Annotated in this window: 19 protein-coding genes; 3 read left to right on the plus strand and 16 right to left on the minus strand. The window is 42.1% G+C overall.

From position 1 onward, the window contains the following. Window positions 1-28: 28 nt before the first annotated feature. From K333_RS0102220 to nusB, 15 genes are all read right to left on the minus strand, one after another. Window positions 29-1,063 (minus strand): hypothetical protein, encoded by a 1,035-nt coding sequence (locus tag K333_RS0102220; RefSeq protein WP_024989097.1) that lies wholly within the window; start codon window positions 1,061-1,063, stop codon window positions 29-31. A gap of 74 nt (window positions 1,064-1,137) precedes the next feature. After that, the gene (locus K333_RS11740) at window positions 1,138-1,614 is read right to left on the minus strand and encodes a hypothetical protein (RefSeq protein ID WP_161624545.1); all 477 of its coding nucleotides are present in this window, start codon (window positions 1,612-1,614) and stop codon (window positions 1,138-1,140) included. Between the two features lie 665 nt (window positions 1,615-2,279). Next, on the minus strand, window positions 2,280-4,835 hold the full coding sequence (locus K333_RS0102230) for an outer membrane beta-barrel family protein (protein ID WP_081657182.1): 2,556 nt from the start codon (window positions 4,833-4,835) through the stop codon (window positions 2,280-2,282). 9 nt (window positions 4,836-4,844) lie between these two features. Next, complete coding sequence (locus K333_RS0102235; RefSeq protein WP_036885825.1) at window positions 4,845-5,498, minus strand: DUF4974 domain-containing protein; 654 nt, start codon at window positions 5,496-5,498, stop codon at window positions 4,845-4,847. A gap of 1 nt (window position 5,499) precedes the next feature. Next, a complete protein-coding gene (locus K333_RS0102240; protein WP_024989094.1) occupies window positions 5,500-6,048 on the minus strand; it encodes a sigma-70 family RNA polymerase sigma factor in 549 nt (182 codons plus the stop codon). A gap of 781 nt (window positions 6,049-6,829) precedes the next feature. Further along, entirely contained in the window at window positions 6,830-7,300 is a 471-nt protein-coding gene (queF, locus tag K333_RS0102245) for a preQ(1) synthase (RefSeq protein ID WP_024989093.1), read from the minus strand. Between the two features lie 5 nt (window positions 7,301-7,305). Then, window positions 7,306-7,995, minus strand: coding sequence for a queuosine precursor transporter (locus K333_RS0102250; RefSeq protein ID WP_024989092.1), 690 nt, complete (start codon window positions 7,993-7,995; stop codon window positions 7,306-7,308). 157 nt (window positions 7,996-8,152) lie between these two features. Continuing rightward, window positions 8,153-9,487 carry an MATE family efflux transporter gene (locus K333_RS0102255; protein ID WP_024989091.1) on the minus strand — a complete coding sequence of 445 codons (1,335 nt, stop codon included), beginning with the start codon at window positions 9,485-9,487 and terminating at the stop codon, window positions 8,153-8,155. Window positions 9,488-9,496: 9 nt separating this feature from the next. After that, window positions 9,497-10,429, minus strand: a complete 933-nt coding sequence (locus tag K333_RS0102260; protein WP_024989090.1) for a calcium/sodium antiporter — start codon at window positions 10,427-10,429, stop codon at window positions 9,497-9,499. 28 nt (window positions 10,430-10,457) lie between these two features. Next, complete coding sequence (locus K333_RS0102265; protein WP_154652965.1) at window positions 10,458-11,015, minus strand: hypothetical protein; 558 nt, start codon at window positions 11,013-11,015, stop codon at window positions 10,458-10,460. A 22-nt stretch (window positions 11,016-11,037) separates the two neighbouring features. Then, a complete protein-coding gene (locus K333_RS0102270; protein WP_024989088.1) occupies window positions 11,038-11,484 on the minus strand; it encodes a DUF5606 family protein in 447 nt (148 codons plus the stop codon). A gap of 27 nt (window positions 11,485-11,511) precedes the next feature. Further along, entirely contained in the window at window positions 11,512-12,081 is a 570-nt protein-coding gene (gene coaE, locus K333_RS0102275) for a dephospho-CoA kinase (protein ID WP_036885822.1), read from the minus strand. 5 nt (window positions 12,082-12,086) lie between these two features. Further along, window positions 12,087-13,064: a CdaR family protein gene (locus K333_RS0102280; protein WP_024989086.1), complete on the minus strand. Its 978-nt coding sequence runs from the start codon at window positions 13,062-13,064 to the stop codon at window positions 12,087-12,089. A 4-nt stretch (window positions 13,065-13,068) separates the two neighbouring features. Beyond that, complete coding sequence (gene yajC / locus K333_RS0102285; RefSeq protein WP_024989085.1) at window positions 13,069-13,392, minus strand: preprotein translocase subunit YajC; 324 nt, start codon at window positions 13,390-13,392, stop codon at window positions 13,069-13,071. 37 nt (window positions 13,393-13,429) lie between these two features. Continuing rightward, the gene (gene nusB / locus K333_RS0102290) at window positions 13,430-14,401 is read right to left on the minus strand and encodes a transcription antitermination factor NusB (protein WP_024989084.1); all 972 of its coding nucleotides are present in this window, start codon (window positions 14,399-14,401) and stop codon (window positions 13,430-13,432) included. Between the two features lie 272 nt (window positions 14,402-14,673). Between nusB and K333_RS0102295 the strand changes: the two genes are divergently transcribed. The 3 genes from K333_RS0102295 to K333_RS0102305 are packed head-to-tail and all read left to right on the plus strand — an operon-like array spanning window position 14,674 to window position 16,279. Continuing rightward, window positions 14,674-15,285: a 50S ribosomal protein L25/general stress protein Ctc gene (locus K333_RS0102295; RefSeq protein ID WP_024989083.1), complete on the plus strand. Its 612-nt coding sequence runs from the start codon at window positions 14,674-14,676 to the stop codon at window positions 15,283-15,285. Further along, window positions 15,285-15,857, plus strand: a complete 573-nt coding sequence (pth, locus tag K333_RS0102300) for an aminoacyl-tRNA hydrolase (protein WP_027452279.1) — start codon at window positions 15,285-15,287, stop codon at window positions 15,855-15,857. The genes K333_RS0102295 and pth overlap by 1 nt, the downstream gene beginning before the upstream one ends. Further along, on the plus strand, window positions 15,857-16,279 hold the full coding sequence (locus tag K333_RS0102305) for an RNA-binding S4 domain-containing protein (protein ID WP_024989082.1): 423 nt from the start codon (window positions 15,857-15,859) through the stop codon (window positions 16,277-16,279). Before pth ends, K333_RS0102305 begins: the two co-directional genes overlap by 1 nt. A 94-nt stretch (window positions 16,280-16,373) precedes the next feature. Here K333_RS0102305 and K333_RS0102310 read toward each other — a convergent pair whose 3' ends face one another. Further along, complete coding sequence (locus K333_RS0102310) at window positions 16,374-19,340, minus strand: outer membrane beta-barrel protein (RefSeq protein WP_024989081.1); 2,967 nt, start codon at window positions 19,338-19,340, stop codon at window positions 16,374-16,376. Between the last annotated feature and the right edge of the window lie 56 nt (window positions 19,341-19,396).

Raw genomic sequence — 19,396 nt, forward strand, 5'->3', positions numbered from 1 at the left:
AATCTATATTTATTTCCAAAGTGATGATTTAAAGATTATACAGAAAGATCTGTCTACCATCACAGCCTATCAAAGTATTAGAGACTTTATCAACAGAAATAATATCTATCATGTCGTTAATCTGATACACCTGCTTTATATTGCCTAACCAGTCGAACTTAATGATTCTTGTCTTAGCCTTGTTCTGTCGATCCAATTTAAGCATATCATCATATTTGGTCCCACGATAAGCCGCATAAACATAATCATCTGATTGAGAGAGCGACACGAAGTAGTTCACATTTTTGTTATAAAAGTCACCTTGTGTAAGCAATGAGGTTTTGAATATGGGTTTGTCCAACTTAATTGTCTTCTTGACAACATTACTATCGTTCATGGAATAGAAATCTATACCTGGGCAAACATCAAAAGCAAATACTCCTGTCTTGTACTTTTTACTATAATTAAATATTCCATGATTTGCTATCCATTGCGGATAGCGCTTGTCAAAGATTGGCTTTATTACATCTTTTATGGTTAATGTACCAGTTGTGTTGTCAGCATAAAGTATGCAGTTAGATCCATTTTCTGGCTGATGACCTAAAAAGTAATACTTATGAGGAGCCGCATAAGCAACATCTTTTGCCTCCAAAACAATTGCATAAGGAACTTTGGCATTCATGCCCACCACATAATCTCTTGCACGTACTAATCTACCTTTATCTATAACTTTGAATATATCGCCAAATGATCTTTCGGCAACACAGAGGGTATCGTTTGCGCCAAGAAACATTACAGGATTACAAAAGTCATAAGTATTTTTACCATGCTTCCCATATTCAGTTTCATATCTAAGTTGTTTTCCATTTCTGTTTATTTGGTAACTGACCATATATTCCGGTCCCCAATCTTCCTTCCTTTCAAAAGTAAGAAAAAGTTGTTCTCCTTTTACTTGCATACTATAGATACGTTTCAAGTTCTTAATTGCAAAGGACAATTTAGTACCTTTCAAAATTATTGGATGACTAAAAAGAGTATCTGTTTTCACCAGCACAGTTCCACCATCAATAACCTTGGCTTCCATTCTAAAGGTCAAACTTATCAACATGACCAGAATAACTAACAAGTTTTTTTTCATAATTTATTGCTTCTTTTAAACTAAATATCTACACAACATCCCCCAAAATCCTCCGACTGAATTTCAAAGGTCGATATTGGAGGACAAAGATACCGATAAATACATGAACCACACTTCTTCGTTAAATTTCGAGTTAATCTCCATGTGTTATTGCCTTTCAGCTCAGCACTGACCAAATCAGCAAGATGAGTATCTGCAATATTCCCCATTTTTTTTATAGAACCATGCGGAAGGACATCACCCGTATTAAGAATGTCAAAAATACAAAAAAAGTTTGAATTCAATTTCTGGTTTCTGAACAATTCTTCTAAACTTGGATTTAATGTGTAAATATCATTTTTATTCAACATAACATTTTCTTTGAAGAAAATGTTATTTGCTCCAGTCCATACAGGAACCAATAATATATTTAATTTAGTTTCTTTGATTGATGTCAAGTCTTTTTCGTCTCTTACAAGTTTAATTAGTTTAAACTCATAACGCTTATTCTCCAACAATGTTATGACATTTGCTAAGCAGCTATTATTTGTGTATTTGTCAATATATAGAAAAAAACTAAGATTGAAGGTATTCTGATGCTCAAAATAATCTACCAACAATGTACAGTCTTCCACATAGCAATGTACAAAATACTGATAGTTATACTTGTTCAGAATTTCAACATACTTTTCTGTCTGAATCCTAGTCAAATTATCTACTCCCAAAATCAGATTTACACGTGCGACACTTGAAGTAATACACTGCTTTAAAACTGTATCCAGTTGATCCGGAGTAAGAATTTGGGAATCTGCTTTTCAATCTCTTCTGTCATCATTTGAAAGAAGCCACACCGATAAGGAGGAAGCCGCAGGTACTGTCTACAATGCCTCACTCCCCTTTCTAAAAGCGGATGAAAGCGTGCGTGTGGAAGGGGCAACTCTCTGATATAGATCAGGATATGAAAGAAGAACGACAGCAAAACCGAAGCCGTGGATTCCACATGTAGACTTAATATAAAACGAGCCAGCCAACAAAGATAATTGGCTGGCTCGTAATATGCAACCGCGGCTGTGGACTCGTCCTCATCGATGCCGGGGATGTAGGACAAAAGGGGCTGACGAGCATTTTCGCAAATGCCCACCACGGGCCAACTCAAATCTATGTAATGATGAATAGGTTCATATTAGAAGCGACTCTTTACATCGTTAGCAGCACCTTTTCCGCGATACTTACTCTTGGCTGGGTTGAAGTTATAGCGCACAGTGAGTTCGAGGTTGCGGGTGTCGAGGCGCTTGTCAAGATAGATTTCGCGAATGTCACTATAGATGGTTGCTTTCTGGCGGATGCTGCCGAAGAGGTCTTTGCAGGCCAGTTTTAGGGTGAGACGATCATTCCAGAAGGCTTTGTAGAGGCTGATATCAAACTGCCACGACTGAGCAAGGTGTATGTTCTCGGCATCGCCAGCCGAACGCCACGAGAAATCGGCATTGAGCCATGAGTCAAAGGGCAGATTGACGGCGTTGTTGAAGCGAATGATAGTCATCGGACTGTTCATCTTCTTGGTCTCGCCACGGTACTGCACTTCGAGGTTCTGTATCTGCGTGGCAACCATCAACTGCGGGTGATACTTGCCGAAGGTGGGCGCAGCCGATACCATCAGGGAAAGGTTATCGTAACCACGGGTATTGTCTTTACGGAGCAGGGCAATGGTCGGGTCGTCCTTATAGGATGAATAGGAGGTGATAATGTAGTCGTGGACGCGAGCATAGTCAATCATTCCCGTCAGCCACTTGTAGTTGAGTGCCAGCGAGAGGTTGTCGCGGTACGACGGCTTCAAGTAGGGGTTGCCGCTCTCGTAGGTGTATCGGTTGATGTACTTGACGTTGCCGCTGAGTTGGCTGAATGCCGGGCGGTTGATGTTGCGTGAATACGAGAGCCTGGTACGCACGTTCTTCATGGGATACATCATCATTAACGAGGGAAAGAGGTCGCTGTAGGTACGGCTTTCGTCACCCATCTTCACGCCGCTCTCATAGTAACGGCTGTCAAGATATTCGTAGCGTAGTCCGGCAATGAGCGTCAGTTTGTTCAGGCGCTGCATCAGTTGAACGAAGGCCGCCGTGCTGTTTTCCTCAATTTTCGTGTCGCTGGCGTCAATGATGTTTTCTACGTTTCCGAACACGTCGGTACGGTGAACGTAACTTCCCTCGGCACCTATCTCCATATTACCTTTCCAGAGCGGATGACCAGCCACGAACTTGGCTGCATAGAGGCGGTTCTTCACGTCGTTGCGGGTGGTCACAGTGCGGTCGTCGCCGTGCGTGGCATCCTCAAAGGTCAGGTTGTCGGAGTTCTGCTTCTGCCACAGCACGTCAGCGTTGGCATCGAGCGACCATTTGCCCGTCTGCCCAGCATAGTAGCCGCTGACGATGTGCTGGATGTCATCGCCGTCCACCTTGCCTCGACCTGTAATCTGGTCGTCAGTCTGCTTGTCTATGAGCATGGCCGTGAAGTAGTCGCTCGTCTGACTATTGGGGCGCGAGGTCACGGTGTATGTCATGCCGACGGAATGTTTATCGTTCAGCATGTAGTTGAATCCGAGTTTTCCAGCCAATATCTGATTCTTATTATAGTAATGCATCAGGCTGTTCTGCTGATAGTGGCTCTGCAGGTAGGTGTCCTGTCGGCTGTCGTTGGTCTGACGGCTGCGGCTGTTCTCGTATTCGGCCATACCGAAGATGTCAAGTCCGCCCGTGCGATAGTTCAGGTTTAGTTCCTCCAAGCCATAGACGTAGTGGTTCACGCCCGCCACCGTGCGACTATTGAAACTGAATCCTTCGCCGACGGGTCGGATGGTTTTGATACGGATGACGGCTTTGACGGTTGCGTCGTATTTGGCACCAGGCATCATCACCACCTCCACATCCTTGATTTGGTCACTGCTCAGTTGGTCGAGTTCATTCTGGTTGCGCATCTGCCGTCCGTTGATGTAGATGAGCGGAGTGCCACGGCCTATGACCTCAATGCTGTTGCCATTGCGAATAACACCAGGAACGTGGGCAAGAACATCGTTGCCTGTGCCTATTTTCGAAAGGAAACTACCTTCAACAAGGGTGACAAAAGCATCATCGCTCATTCGGAAAAGAGGTCTCTCTCCTTTAACAGTAACTCCTTTCAAAGTTTGCGTCTCAGGCTGAATGCGTATTGTTCCGAGTTCAGTGTTGCGACATAGTTTATATACCGTCTTGTAACCTACAAAGGATATTCGGGCGAGAACTGGGTTTGTTTCACAGGGGATAACGAAGAGACCAGCCTCATTGCTCACGCCACCACTTATAAGTGTTGAATCAGATGGATGAAGCAGGTAAACATTGGCGTATGCAACGGGCTGACCTGTCTCGTCGATAATGGAACCCTTATAGCGGGTTTCTGTTTTCTGTATGCACTCCACGAAAATCTTCCGTCCGTCTTCATCGGTACTTGTAGTGACACGGATGGGATAAAAGCCTATCATCTGCTGTATGGCTTCAGGCAGGTGCTTATTTTTTACAGTTGTTGTGATACGGAAGTCCTCCAGTTCGTTATAGAGGAAGTAGATGGTGTAGCCTGTCTGTTGCTCTGCGAGTTGGTTCAAAGCATCGGAGAGCGACACATTATTATATTCACGTGAGATGCGTTTCTGAGCCTGCATGCTGACTGTCAGCAGCAGGGCAAGAATAAGAGTAATATATCTTTTCATGGCGGCTGACTATTCTACAGTGATTTGATTATCCTTTAATGTGGCGCTAAGACGCTCAAACTGGTTGAGGTCACTGATGATCTGATCAATGCCCTTCTGTGGATTCCAGACAAAGTGGAAACGGAGTCCACGGGCTACATCGTTAGCAAATACGACTTTCACATCGTAGTGAGCGGCTATCTCTGGCAGCATCTTCTCTAATGGGATATTGTCGTAGATGACAGGTTGCACTGTGACGGTATCTTTGGTAAGCGTATCGGCAGGGAGTGTTGTGACGGGGGGTGTCGCATTTTCCGAAATCTCTGTTTGCGGAGTTTCCTGCTTCTGGTACTGTCGGACGATGTGGATGGCGGCAAAGGCTATGCCAGAAACAAGTAGCACACCAATGAAAGATGCAGCTATCTTCATCCAATTGCTGCTTGACTGCTTAGGCTGAAACTTTTGATTGAATCTCTGCCAAGCAGCATCTACATTGACAAGTTCTTTGTTCTGACGATGACGGCTACTACGTTTGGCTTCTACCATAAGACGATAGGTTTCACGAGTATCCTCATCATGGTTGATGATGTTCTGAATCTGCTGCTCGGTATATGCATCGGGATTGTCGAGCATTTCCATCAGCTGGCGGATGTTTTCGTTGGCCGTTTCCATTGTTGTTGTCATTTTAATGTTTACCGAAGTGATGTCTGATTTGCTGAATGCTCTGCATGAGATACTTGTAGGTAGTATTCGGATTCAGACCCAGCCGACGGGCAATCTCACTGACGGTCAGGTCATCGTCGAAGCGGAGGTGGAAGATGCTGCGGTGCGGTTCCTCCAGTTGCTCGTCCACGTAAGTGGCAATATCGTCGAGCCGTTTCATCCGTTTGTCAATGGGTTGCAGGGCGGAATCGTCTTCTAAGGGCATCAATCTCTTCACTTTGTCGTGAAGATGCATCTGTCTGATTCTGTTCAGGCAGGCATTGCGCACGGCAGTCAGCAGATAATTGTCTTTCTTAGGTGGAATGTCGCTGTCTGCCACACGCAAGAAGACATCCTGCACCACGTCCTCAGCCTCTTCGTCATCGCCCAACAAGACACTGGCCAGATGAATCATCTTGCTGTAGTTCCGGCGGAAAAGCTGTTCGATAAATTGCTTTCGCTCAGCCAACTCCAAGCGAGCTTGGTTGGCACTCGATGAATCGCAATTTTCAAGTATTCTCTTATCAAGCATATCAGTCTATTCATATTCGTGCCCCATTTTTGAGGCATGTCTATATATAAGACACTTCAGACCCATCATTTTTTACGGAATAGCCAACTATTTTCATTTTTTTCTTGATTAATTGCAAAATTTGGGTGCAAAGGTACTGAAATTCCTGCTGTCTAACCCTCTTCCTGTTGAAAAATCACTTTTGCTGCACGATGTTATAGATAACCCTACCAGCAAGAAGATTAGAAATAAAAATAGGTTCTTTTTCATAATTAGATCAATTATAAAATTGTTAGATAATTAAGTTTGTACAAAGATATTCGTCAAAACAAAAATATATAATTTATTTTTTATTTTCGTTAACACATTTATCACATATTAATAATGCTTAAAGAACCTTTCATTGTTTAATTTTCATCTGCAAAAAGGTACTCATAATTCGTGAATTCAGAATTAGCAACGAGTTGATTATGAATACTGAAATTACGCACAAAATGCAACAACATGATTATCAACAAGTTACAATATTGCCACCTAATTTAACATCAAAACATACCGGGAATATCGGCATTTTCAGTTAACTACACAAGGCTATACACCTATTCGCGACGGCTTACGCAGTTAACTGCGTAAGCTGATGAAGTTAACTGCGTTCAAAAAGACAACCTTTTGAAAGGTATTTTTCATGCTTTTGAGGGCCTCAACGCTTACCATACACGCTAGATGGAACAAAAAATGGAACTGTTTTTCTATTAACAGTTCCATGATATAGTTTAAATTATTATAAATTATAACCCAAATATTATTTATTCAGATTATGATTCATAAAACGATGCTCTGCCAACCTCTCATACTTGGTTCCCGGTTTACCATAGTTGGCATATGGATAGATGCTGATGCCACCACGTGGTGTGAAATAACCCGTAACTTCGATATATTTCGGATCCATCAACTTGATAAGATCTTTCATGATGATGTTCACACAATCTTCATGGAAATCACCATGATTGCGGAAACTAAACAGGTAGAGTTTTAAACTCTTACTCTCTACCATCCTGACATCAGGGATATAAGAGATGCGAATCTCTGCGAAATCCGGCTGACCGGTTATCGGACAAAGCGATGTAAACTCCGGACAGTTAAATTGCACCCAATAGTCGTTTCCGGGATGCTTGTTAACAAACGATTCCAATACTTCCGGAGCATAGTCCATACAATATTTGGTCTTGGCACCAAGTGCTTTCAGTCCTTCTTCTTTTCTTGAATCTTCCATATCGCTTAGACATTAAATATTTTCAATACGTTATAGTCTATGTTGTCATCGTAGACGTCTTCGCCTTCGTGCTTCTTCATAAACTTTACCACTCGGATGGTCACCGGTAGGGCTATGACCTCGTACAGGGTCTTGAGGACTACCTGCCAGATCATCAACTTAGGGAGCTCTTCTGTAGGAACGACTCCACCTAAAGCCAGCGGAAAGAATAATAACGAGTCGCAACTCTCGCCTACCACGGTACTCCATACAGCACGCGACGAGAAATGGCGCCCTTGATCATGGATCTTCATCTTGCTCATGACATAAGCGTTGGCAAAACTTCCTGCCAGGAAGGCTACGAAAGATGCTACGGCGATACGAGGGGCTAAACCGAAGATAGCATGGAAACCTGCTTCGTTATGCCAATAAGGTGCTCCCGGTATCCAGTCGCAAAGGGCTCCCATGGTCACGAAAAAGAAGTTCATGGCAAAACCTGTCCATATCAACAGCCTTGCTTTGCGATATCCCCATACTTCGCATACGCAATCGTTGATAATATAGCTCACTGGGAACACGATGAGTCCACCGGTCAAACTAATATCCAATACTGAGATTTGCTTTGTTTCTAATAGATTGGCTGCTATCAAGCAGACACAAAAAAGTATACTGAAAAGCATAAACAGTACACTCACCTGTTTTTTCTCTTGATTCATAATTCTTGTTTTTTACGAGGTTTACCAAGCACTCGATGATTGTAAATGGGCTGCAAAGATACATATTTTTTTTGTAACTTCCCATTTCTATATCATTTTTTTCAATATTTCATCCTAAAAAGCCGAATAGGTAATCTATTGAATATCAGGAACGTACCTACTCTTTAAGTTCTTTGAAGGTATATATCATAATAGGTATGGTGAGCAAAAAGCCTAGTATGTCGCTGACGCATTGACTGATTTCTACACCGAACAATCCCCAGAATTGTGGCAGGAGGATGACAATAGGAATAAAGAAAAGTCCTCGACGAGAAGATGCTAGCAGATTTGCTCTCCATGGTTTACGACAGGTTTGCGTAAGCATATTGCTGGTCATACTGAAAGCATTCAGCGGATAAGCCAACAATTGACAGCAGAGGGTGAAACCACCAATGGAGATTACGGCTGCGTCATCTCGGAAACAAGATACGATTTCTTGGCTAAATATTACTCCAAAAATGGCACAGATAAGTAAAAATAAGGTACCTACCTTTACTGTAAACCAGTAGGCTCTACGGAGACGGGAATAAAGTCGTGCGCCATAGCAGAATCCGCAAAGTGGTTGAAAACCTTGTCCTAATCCTACTACTGCAGACATCACCAGCATGGTCAACCGATTAACAATCGTCATAGCGGCGATGGCTGCATCACCAAACTGCCCTGCCGACAGATTTAATGCTATCGTAGATAAGCAACCTAGGCCTTGACGGGAAAGTGAAGGGCTACCTCCATAAAAGATTTCCTTGAACGCTTTCCACGATGGTCTGAAGTTTTTCCAATATATTCCTATATTCTGTTGGGTATAAGATAACCGTAACAAGATAAAGAAAGAAACGATCTGTCCGGTAACGGTTGCTATAGCTGCTCCACTGATTTCTAAATCAAACCAAAATATACAGATAGGGTCGAGTACGACGTTGAGGATTGCTCCTGTGGTAATACCATACATCGCCAAGCGAGCATTACCTTGCAGACGCATCTGGTTATTGAGGGTGAGTGATGAGGTAAAAAAGGGGGCTCCCAGCAAAATAATACTTAGGTATTTCTCCGTATAAGGGAGTATGGTGGGAGTAGAACCTAACCAGACGGAAAGTGGACGTAGCATCATCTCTCCGATCACGAATATCAATAATCCGAAGAATAGAGAGAAGAAGAAGCCTGTAGATGCCATTTGTCGGGCCGTTTCATGATGTTTGGCACCTAACTCGCGAGAGATATAGTTTCCGGAGCCATGACCAAAGAAGAAGCCAAAGGCTTGAATAAAGAACATCACAGAAAAGACCACTCCCACTGCTGCCGTGGACTGTGTATCCAGTCGGCCCACGAAGAATGTATCTGCCATGTTATAAAAGCTCGTTACAAGCATTGTTATAATGGTAGGTATGGCCATGGTCACAACAACCTTCTCTACTGGTGCGGTAGTAAGGAATTGGTAATTATCGCGCTTATGCATCGTAAGTTCCTATATCTGAAGGATTAGATAAACTATATATCCAATGAAAAGAATTGATAGGATGGCTCCTTCCCATCGCTCAATTCTATATTTGGTGAAACTAAACAGCCATAAGAGAATCATCGAAACGACAAGCATCGTAAGGTCGACTTGTGTGATACCATGAATAGACATCGGGGTGATCAATCCTGTGATACCTAATATCATGAGGATATTAAAGACATTACTTCCAAGGACGTTTCCTATCGCAATACCACTGTTGCCCTTACGAGAGGCAACAACACTTGTGGCCAACTCGGGAAGTGATGTTCCTCCCGCTACAATGGTCAGTCCGATAACAGCATCGCTGACTCCTAAGGTAGTGGCTAGTTTTGTGGCACCATTCACAAAGATATTACTACCCAATATCAAACCTGTAAGACCTATCAATAGAAAGGCTACTGCTTTCCATACTTTTATTGACTTTATCTGGGTATCTTCTTTCTTACTGTCGGCTGACTTGCTTTCCTTTATCGTAATCGTCATAAAGATCATGAAAAAGACAAAGAGTATGGCTGCATCCCACCGACTGATCTGTCCATCTTGACTAAGCAGATAGAGCATCACTGAAGCTACAAGGGCAAATGGTATATCTTTCCGTACGGTTGACTTTAATATCAACATAGGGGCTACCACTGCCGAGGTTCCTACGATCAATAGGGAATTGAAGATATTGGAACCTATGACATTGCCTACTGCTAAACCTGATGTGCCCTTGATGGCTGACAATAGACTTATGGTGAATTCGGGCATGGATGTGCCCATGGCTACAACCGTAAGACCAATGACGATCTGACTGATTCCCATACGGTCGGCCAAAGCGACAGCGCCATCGGTAAGTCGATCGGCTCCCCATAGCACTAATGCTATACCTACAACAATAAAGACAAGGTTGAGTATCATATCTTATCTGAAATGAATTTATAAATCACTATAGTGGACGTGATATTCTTATCCTTCGGCCTGGAGCATAGCAGTAAATGCTATAGATGCCATTAGAATATTCTTTTTCGTAGCCATCATGGATAAGTGCGAAACCTGCCTGGATGACCTGTGACAACAGACTGTCATAGGCTTTCTGACTAAACACGCCAATCTCTACTTCGTTCTTATTAATACCTACATAACTTGATACGCCTTTTTTCATAGGTTTCGGCATGTCAAGATATGCACCGCTACTCAACTTCCTAGGTAGCTGACTATTCTTATAAAACAGGACAGCGTAATCTTTTAGGTTATAAGCTTTATAACCGTCAATGCGCTTATAACCATATTTCTTAGCTATCGCCATATCAGTTGTTCCTGCATCATACAGACGTATGCCATCACTGATAGTAAGCACTTCGCTCTTGATATCAACAAGATGAACGGCAAAAGTATCCGTCTGTTGGCTATTATCGGTATAACCGCTACTCTTTGTCGTAACACAAGACGTAACGACAAGTGCAGCCATTATGACTGCACTTGATATCATTTTATATATTTTCATCCTAAACATATAATCATTTATATTACTCTGCTGCCTCGGCGCGATCATCAATATTGTCGCCTTCTGTAGGGGCAAGAGATTCCTTGAAGTTGGTGATTCCTGCCTTTACTAGGATGTTGTACCACTGCAAGAGTTTCTTGATGTCACTATCGTGTACGCGATCTTGATCCCAGTTAGGAAGAACTTCTGTAAAGTAAGCTCTAAGTTCTTTGCTGCTTGCTTTCTTGTAATTGACAGAAGATTCCTTACTGTTCTCCTTCTTGCCTACATTCTCGAGAACCTGCCACAATGGAATATCGTCGGCATCTGTATACATGGCGATATCACCAAGAGAGGTTACACGGTCTGTCGCAAAAACAGGCTGGCGCTTGTGAGTCTCATCAAGTGCCTCTACTATAAGATTCATTTTACCACGAGATACCAGTTTGTAAAGGCCTGGTTTACCTGCTATTGAAAGAATTGTTTCCATTTTATTCTAAATTATAATTTTTGTAATCTATTTATTATATAATGTATCAAGCATGTCGTCGATCTGCTGCTCTAATGACTTTTGTCCGTCATTGATGATTTCATAATCGCACTTTTCTGCCACTTCTTCCTGAGGCAACTGCCGATGAATCCATTCCAACGTTTTAGAACAACTAATTCCATCCCGTGCCATTACTCGCCGGATTCTTATTTCCATAGGTGCTGATACGCAAACTATAAAATCGAAATGAATGCGCTTATCGAAATGTGCGTCAAACAAGATCGCACTCTCAAGCCATTCGTACTCGCTCTCTTCAAAATCCCGCGCTACTGCCGGATGGATGATCTCATTCACTGCCTGCTTGTTCTGCTCGCTCTTTAAAAGAAACTGAGCAAGCACATTTTTCTGCAATATATTGCCTCTATAAACGTGCTCGCCAACTAATTTTTGCAAAGCAACACGCAGACTGGCAGAAGATGCCATCAATCGCTTGGCTGCAGCATCACAATCATAGACATGAATGCCCTTATTTTCAAGGATTCTGCATACGTATGACTTTCCACTGCCGATACCTCCCGTAATCGCAATCCTCTTCATCGCTGTTATTTCTGTTCGATCAGGTAATCGATCTGACGTATTCCTAGTCGTGGATTCTTTATTCCATTTGGATAACTACGCAATATTAAGGTACACTTATCAGAAGGGTGAGTCTGTATCTCATTATAATCTACCACTACAGAAAATTGTTCCGGACTAATCTGTCGGAACAAATTTGCACCTACAATAAACTTCACATCCACACGCGATGGGAACGTTCGAAGTATCTTATCATCCGGCATATTGATAGCCTTTATCGGTACTTCCACACTTTCCTCCGTAAGTACATCGGGATATAGTCCTACACGTACTACCGAAGGAACAATCTTTACACCACGTATGGACTGCAAAGATACCTTGCGATATATGGTATCCGTAATATTAGAAATATTCAGATCTGTAGTTGAGATATATCGAATACTATCCAGTAAATGCTTATTGGCATAAATCCTCACACGCTCTGGCCAGAACTGTACCTTTGACAAATAGTAGCTGGAACCTAAACCTATTCTCCCCGACAATCTTACGGGAACCTCTTTGGACAGTCCATAGTTGTAATAGAACACAAGACGATCCGGATTCAACTTCATGACTTTCGAAGAACCATACAACTGAGGATATATCTGTTTCAAGATATCTGAAGCAGGAATAACACCTACCCCACCCTTACGGGCATAGTTCTCAAAGTCTAAAGTGACCACACGGAATTTTGAACCATAGAGATAACTAAAGATGGAAAATCCTTTATCGCGGATTGTCACCATCACTGTATCGTCTATATTATCCGTGATAACCGCATTACTCGGAACATTAACCAAGCGAACAGGCACAGGAATATCTTGTTCACAAGTCTCGTTGAGCGACATCATAAGCCAAAAGCCACCACTCAACGCGAGAAAGAACAAAAAAATCAGAAATTCCTTGTTGACGATGCCAAACAGGAAATTCCTGATGATTGTCCAAGTACCATTCCACCTGACCATTTACTTACTTATTCTGGCTCTGAGCAGATGAAGCTGTATTGGCAAACACATACCCCTTGTCAACTGTAATGACAACGCCACGAGCAATCTCGAGTTCTATAGTATTATCTGCCATATTTATATGCTTTACAGTACCATAGATGCCGCCACCGGTCACAACACGAGCGCCCTCTTGCAATGAATTCTGGAAATTGCGAATTTCCTTTTGCTTTTTCTGTTGAGGACGAATCATAAACAACCAAAGGATGGCAAACATTGCAACCATCATAATCAGGAAGCCCCACTGGCCGCCTTGCTGTGCCTGAGCAGCTAATAAAATCGATGTCATAATATAAATATCTTTTTAAAATTTAAAATTCAAATTATTAGAAGCGACGCGCACGAGGACGATTGTTCTCCTTCTGTCGCTCTTCCATAGGTTTGGCGATAATGCCACGCTCATTAAGATGACGAGCTATAGTATCGAGCAGACCATTCACATAACGACCACTCTGTGGAGTACTATAAAGTTTAGCCAAATTTACATACTCATTGATCGTAACAGAAGCTGGTATATTAGGGAATGTACAGAACTCAGCAATAGCGATCTGCATAATAACTACGTCCATATAGGCCAATCTTGAGAAGTCCCAATTACGACTCGCCTCACTCATGTAATGCTGATAACTGTCTGCATTCAATATCGTGGCACGGAACAACTTACGAGCGAAGTCACGGTCTTCTTCATCCTTATATTCCGGAAGAAGTTCCTGATTAGCCTTGTTTTCAAGTTCGAATCGTTTAATCGTCTTAATGACGAAAGTATCAACGATTTCCTTGTCATCATTCCAGTAAAGGCTCTTTTCCTCAAGCCAACTATCGATATCCTCATTTTGCTGAATGAGTTGTTTATATATCTTACGCCACAATTCGCGGTCAGCCTCATAAGAATCATCCTCGGCAGCCATATACTCCTGATAGATATCACTTTGTTCTATAAGAGTCAAGAGTTTACGTACTAATTCAATATCGTCATCCCAAGAGAATTTTTTAGTTTCGCAATACTCTGTAAGGGTCTTGTTTTCTTCTAGTTGAACAGCAAATTTGTTAAATGCGAATTTAGAAGACGGAGCCTCTGTTCCCTCACGTTCTGCACGATTAATAAGAATATCCGTCTGACGACGCGATTCACGAGTAATCGCCACAATGAGTGCGAGCATATCATTGTAAAGATCATACGCTTTAGAAAGGCTGAAAAGAAGTTCTTTTTCAGCATTATCCATATTCTTATTTCCATTTTGATAGTATGCGTAGGTTAACTGGACTATCTTTAAACGAATTAATTCCCTATTAATCATTCTCTAATGTTATTTTTGGTTCGTTATATAATGTAATTACGATGCAAAAGTATAAATTTATGTTGGTATATGCAAGAATACGAAACGAAAAACTAGATTTTTTAAGAGAAAAGTTGCACAATTCGCATAAAATACGTACCTTTGCAGCGCTTTTTGAGCAACACAAAATCGTCGGAGCACTAATCTTTTAAAGATTAAAGACGTCGGCGTTTAATCTGTGTATGGCGAATTAAGGCACATATTATTCACTTAATTTAGAGTAACACATTATTATGAAAGAGATTAATGTTTCAGGTCAGAAGCGTACAGACCTTGGTAAAAAAGCTTCTAAGGCAATTCGTAAGGAAGGTTTAGTTCCTTGTAACATCTATGGTGAGGCTAAGGCTGACGGTAAGCCAGTTGCTATGGCTTTCACAGCTACTATGAGCGAGCTCCGCAAGATCGTTTACACTCCACACATCTACGTTATCAACTTGGATATCGATGGTGAGCATCACACAGCTATCTTGAAGGAGTTGCAGTTCCACCCAGTAACAGACGCTCTTCTTCACGTAGATTTCCTTGAGGTTAACGATCAGAAGCCTATCACTATCGGTATTCCTGTTAAGCTCGTAGGTCTTGCACAGGGTGTTCGTGATGGTGGTCGTATGAACCTTTCTATCCGTAAGATCAACGTTAAGGCTCCTTACCAGCAGATTCCTGAGCACCTCGATGTAGACGTTACTGCTTTGAAGATCGGTAAGAGCATCAAGGTTGGCGAATTAAGCTACGAAGGTCTTGAGTTAACAACTGGTAAGGATGTAGTTGTTTGTTCAATCAAGATGACACGTAACGCTGCCGCTGCTGCCGCTGCTGCAAGCGATGATAGTGAGGCTGCTGAATAATGGACAAGTATCTAATTTGTGGATTAGGTAACCCTGGTTCTGAATACGAGGGTACCCGACACAATACAGGTTTTATGGTATTGGACGCTTTTGCAAAAGCGTCCAATATTGTTTTTGAGGATAAGCGTTATGGTTTTGTCGCAGAGACTTCTATCAAGGGGAGAAAGGTTTTCCTGTTAAAGCCTACTACTTTCATGAATCTCAGCGGAAATGCTGTACGATATTGGCTCAATAAGGAAAATATCGACCAGAAGCGCTTACTTGTCATTTCTGATGATGTGGCCTTACCATTAGGTGCTTTCCGATTAAAGGCTAGTGGCAGTAACGGTGGACACAACGGGCTCGGTCATATCATGCAACTCATTGGTCAGAATTACGCACGTCTACGCATGGGTGTAGGCAACGACTACCCACGAGGCGGACAAGTAGACTGGGTGCTCGGACATTACAGCGATGAGGATATGAAGATTCTTCAACCAAGCATCGACCTTGCTGGTGATATCATCAAGAGTTTTGTATTGCAGGGTATTGACAATACAATGAATCAATATAACAAATTAGGCAAGAAATAATGGCTGATACTGCACGAATAGATAAATGGTTATGGGCTGCACGAGTGTACAAAACTCGTTCTCTTGCAGCTAATGCCTGCAAAAATGGTCGCGTTACCATAGAAGGGGTCAACGTGAAACCTTCGCATATGATAAAGCGCGGAGAGGTCATCAGCGTTAAGAAGCCACCTATCACCTATTCGTATATGGTACTCGACTGCATAGAGCAACGTGTGGGTGCCAAACTATTGCCTGACGTTTACAAAAATGTCACCGACCCTAAGCAATACGAACTTCTGGAGATGAGCCGCATCAGCGGTTTTGTGGACAGAGCAAGGGGTACTGGTCGCCCTACCAAGAAAGAGCGAAGAGCTCTTGACTCTTTCGTCGACCCTGCCATGTTCGGATGGGATGACGATGAGAACTGGGATGATGATGAATAAGTAAATCGCATAAGAACATAAAAAAGGTGAACTCAATTATCGAGTCCACCTTTTTCGTTTTTGTTGAATTTATTTATTGAATGTGTTGGTCTAATTACATCATCGGACCACCGAATCCACCACGTGGATGGCGTGGGGCACCTTTGGGACGTTCTCCTTTGAAAGGACCTCCACGGAAATCCGGTCCGGGTCCAAATCCCTGTGTCATCTTCTCACGAGCTTCTTTACTACCGAAAATACTCAAACGGTATATGACATGCAACATGGCATAACTGTTGATACTATTATACTCCGTATCCGTACGTGCCATAGCTGTAAGTGCACGACTAAATGTGCTCTGTTGGCGCAGGATATCATAGAACTGCAAAGATACTGTAAGCGGTTTACCTTTCAGGAAGCTTTGAGACAACTGGGCATTCCATATCAACTCATTCGTATTCATTGAGTTGTCGTTATATCCTCTACGACACTGATTATGAAGGTCAGTACTCAAACTTGTACCCCAAGGTGCTGTAGTCGTGATTGTACCACCATAAGAGAACTGCCATGTATCGAGGTCACTCTGGCTCTGCAACATGTTACGGGCATGGGTATAATTCAAAGAACCATCCAACTCCAGTTCGAACCAATCATTACGATAGCTTGTTGCTAAGCGTTCACCAACAGTCAACGACTTGGTAGTATTCTTCTCTGAATCTGATTTAGAATTCAACTGCAAATAGCTTACATTATTATCATAACCGATATTGGTAAATGTATTCACATTGAAGATACCGGCAGAGTCGATGGCTGTGTTATACATAAAGGCACCAGACATTCTCCAGTTTCCGTTGATATTCTCAGGGGTAATCACTCGTCCGCCTGTTGACTCATTATAAGATACCTTATTGCTTATACTGTTTCTTGTCGTTGAGAAATTGACAAACGACATCAAAGCCTGCTGACGCTTCTCTATATAATTATTGTAGAACAATCTGAGCGTATTGGTGAACGAAGGTTTCAAACCAGGGTTACCCTTTCTGATATTCAATGGGTCACTATCATCTGTGATATCAAGGAGATCCGTCATACTCGGTTGAGAAGTTGTACCACGGTAGTTGATTCGCAGGTTACTAACCCTACTGAAACGATAACGGAAATCAAGAGTTGGAGAGAAATTGGTCACCGAACGAACCGTATCTACATGTATGCCCTGATAGTTCTGAACATATTTAGAGCTCTGTGGCTGTAGAAGTAAGCCGACATTCAAGTTGTAGTTCTTATTGATGACACGAAGCATCACATCAATATCGTGCAGATAATTACGATATTCTGAATAGCGACTGAGATTATTGTCTAAGTAAGATTCCAATGGGTTGCTTAACTTACTCAGATAGCTATCCCATCCACGATAAACAGGAGTGATGGTATCAAAGAAACCTTCGCCTAGATTACTGAAATCGAAAGTACTTCTATCACTCTTGGAATAACTATAGGTAAACTTATAGCTAAACTGCAGGAATGCAGCCCGCCATAATGGTTCACTATACGTGGCTTGAGTGCTAAAACTATAATTTGTAGTAGGAGTAAGATTATATCTATTGGTCTGATAAGTTGAATCCAATCCCAAAGCTGTTTGTACCAAATAGAGATGTGCATTAGCGGTAGAGAGACTCTTGCTATCCGTTTTTCCGTAATTACCATCCAAACGCAAAGTAACATTACGTCCTCGGCTATTGAGTTTTCTATTCAACTGCAACATACCTCTTACATTATTATTACTGCTATAAGAGAGACTGTTGCTATTCTGATAGTTTACCATCAAACTATCATTAGCAAGTTTCTTGATGTCCTCAGTATTCAGAGGATCTATAACATATTTGTAAGGATCTTCTTTATATGATGCTGATACTGATTTAGCCAAGCCATCGTTTGTCTTCCAAGAGAAAGAAGGACGGAACAAAATGTTGGTCATCGTATCAGGAGTCCATTCCAATCGCATTCTGGCATCCCAACTATTACTACGCGTAAAACTATGTGAGATATTATTTCCGAAAGAAGACTTAGTACTTACGAAATACTCAGAAGAAGTCTTGCTATAAGCATCACCGTCGGAATGATTCCAACGACCAGAGATATCGATTTTCAGTTTATTCTTTTTCTCATAGTTATAATTGAGACCAAGCATCTTTGTGGCATTCAGACCTTGACGGCCCATACCCCAGAAACCGCCTCGGCCACCACCGAAGCCCATATCGTTCACGTTATTTGCTGAGCCAAAGAACATCAACTGATTATCATCATCAGAATATCTTCCGAACAATCGTTCTGCATATCTGCCTTTTGTACCGATGGCAAGGTCTGCATTACCAATATATCCTCTATTCATACCAGTTTTCACACCGAAATCTAGTACGGTCTCTTCTTCACCATCATCAATACCCGTAATTCGGGATAGATCACTTTTCTCATCATAGGCCTTAATTTTATCAACAATACTTGTAGGCAAATTCTTAAGGGCTGTCTTCGTGTCACCAGTCATAAACTCCTTACCATTGACACGAATCTTCTTCACCTCTTTACCATTGATCTTGATGGTACCATCATCACTGACCTCAGCACCGGGAAGTCGTTTCACCAATTCCTCTATCGTTGACCCCTCTGGAGTTCTGTAAGCAGCTGAATTATATACGAACGTATCTTCCTTAAGTACCACTTTCTGAGCTTGTGCCGTTATCACAGCGCCCTTAAGCATCACAGCATCCGACCCAAGAACAAGTCGTCCCATGGCCAAGTCTTTGTCTTCTGAAATCTGAATACGCTTGATTACGGGTTTATACCCTACTGAAGTAATTTTCAGCAAATATTTCCCATTCTCCGGAGCATGCACTCTGAACAAGCCTTCTTCATTGGTCAGAGCACCGTCAACATAAGTGCTATCCATTTTCAAAAGTTGGACAGTAGCCTGAGTGATCACCTCCTTAGTATCACGATCATTTATAGCACCTGAAATCAGACGACTCTGAGCCATTGCTGTAAACGCCGATAATAGCATTAAGCCTACAATTAATAATTTTTTCATTTTAAGGTCCCTTTGATTTTTATTGAAACACATACATATAGACGCAACTAAAATGA

Origin of the sequence: Segatella albensis DSM 11370 = JCM 12258 (assembly GCF_000426565.1) — a bacterium.
Taxonomy (GTDB): Bacteria; Bacteroidota; Bacteroidia; order Bacteroidales; family Bacteroidaceae; genus Prevotella; species Prevotella albensis.

Excerpts from the sequence above, each read along its gene's own strand:
- K333_RS0102220 (WP_024989097.1), bottom strand. The coding sequence starts at position 1,063 with ATGGAAGCCAAGGTTATTGATGGTGGAACTGTGCTGGTGAAAACAGAT.
- K333_RS0102230 (WP_081657182.1), bottom strand. The coding sequence starts at position 4,835 with ATGAAAAGATATATTACTCTTATTCTTGCCCTGCTGCTGACAGTCAGC.
- K333_RS0102235 (WP_036885825.1), bottom strand. The coding sequence starts at position 5,498 with ATGACAACAACAATGGAAACGGCCAACGAAAACATCCGCCAGCTGATG.
- K333_RS0102240 (WP_024989094.1), bottom strand. The coding sequence starts at position 6,048 with ATGCTTGATAAGAGAATACTTGAAAATTGCGATTCATCGAGTGCCAAC.
- queF (WP_024989093.1), bottom strand. The coding sequence starts at position 7,300 with ATGGAAGATTCAAGAAAAGAAGAAGGACTGAAAGCACTTGGTGCCAAG.
- K333_RS0102250 (WP_024989092.1), bottom strand. The coding sequence starts at position 7,995 with ATGAATCAAGAGAAAAAACAGGTGAGTGTACTGTTTATGCTTTTCAGT.
- K333_RS0102255 (WP_024989091.1), bottom strand. The coding sequence starts at position 9,487 with ATGCATAAGCGCGATAATTACCAATTCCTTACTACCGCACCAGTAGAG.
- K333_RS0102260 (WP_024989090.1), bottom strand. The coding sequence starts at position 10,429 with ATGATACTCAACCTTGTCTTTATTGTTGTAGGTATAGCATTAGTGCTA.
- K333_RS0102265 (WP_154652965.1), bottom strand. The coding sequence starts at position 11,015 with ATGAAAATATATAAAATGATATCAAGTGCAGTCATAATGGCTGCACTT.
- K333_RS0102270 (WP_024989088.1), bottom strand. The coding sequence starts at position 11,484 with ATGGAAACAATTCTTTCAATAGCAGGTAAACCAGGCCTTTACAAACTG.
- coaE (WP_036885822.1), bottom strand. The coding sequence starts at position 12,081 with ATGAAGAGGATTGCGATTACGGGAGGTATCGGCAGTGGAAAGTCATAC.
- K333_RS0102280 (WP_024989086.1), bottom strand. The coding sequence starts at position 13,064 with ATGGTCAGGTGGAATGGTACTTGGACAATCATCAGGAATTTCCTGTTT.
- yajC (WP_024989085.1), bottom strand. The coding sequence starts at position 13,392 with ATGACATCGATTTTATTAGCTGCTCAGGCACAGCAAGGCGGCCAGTGG.
- nusB (WP_024989084.1), bottom strand. The coding sequence starts at position 14,401 with ATGATTAATAGGGAATTAATTCGTTTAAAGATAGTCCAGTTAACCTAC.
- K333_RS0102295 (WP_024989083.1), top strand. The coding sequence starts at position 14,674 with ATGAAAGAGATTAATGTTTCAGGTCAGAAGCGTACAGACCTTGGTAAA.
- pth (WP_027452279.1), top strand. The coding sequence starts at position 15,285 with ATGGACAAGTATCTAATTTGTGGATTAGGTAACCCTGGTTCTGAATAC.
- K333_RS0102305 (WP_024989082.1), top strand. The coding sequence starts at position 15,857 with ATGGCTGATACTGCACGAATAGATAAATGGTTATGGGCTGCACGAGTG.
- K333_RS0102310 (WP_024989081.1), bottom strand. The coding sequence starts at position 19,340 with ATGAAAAAATTATTAATTGTAGGCTTAATGCTATTATCGGCGTTTACA.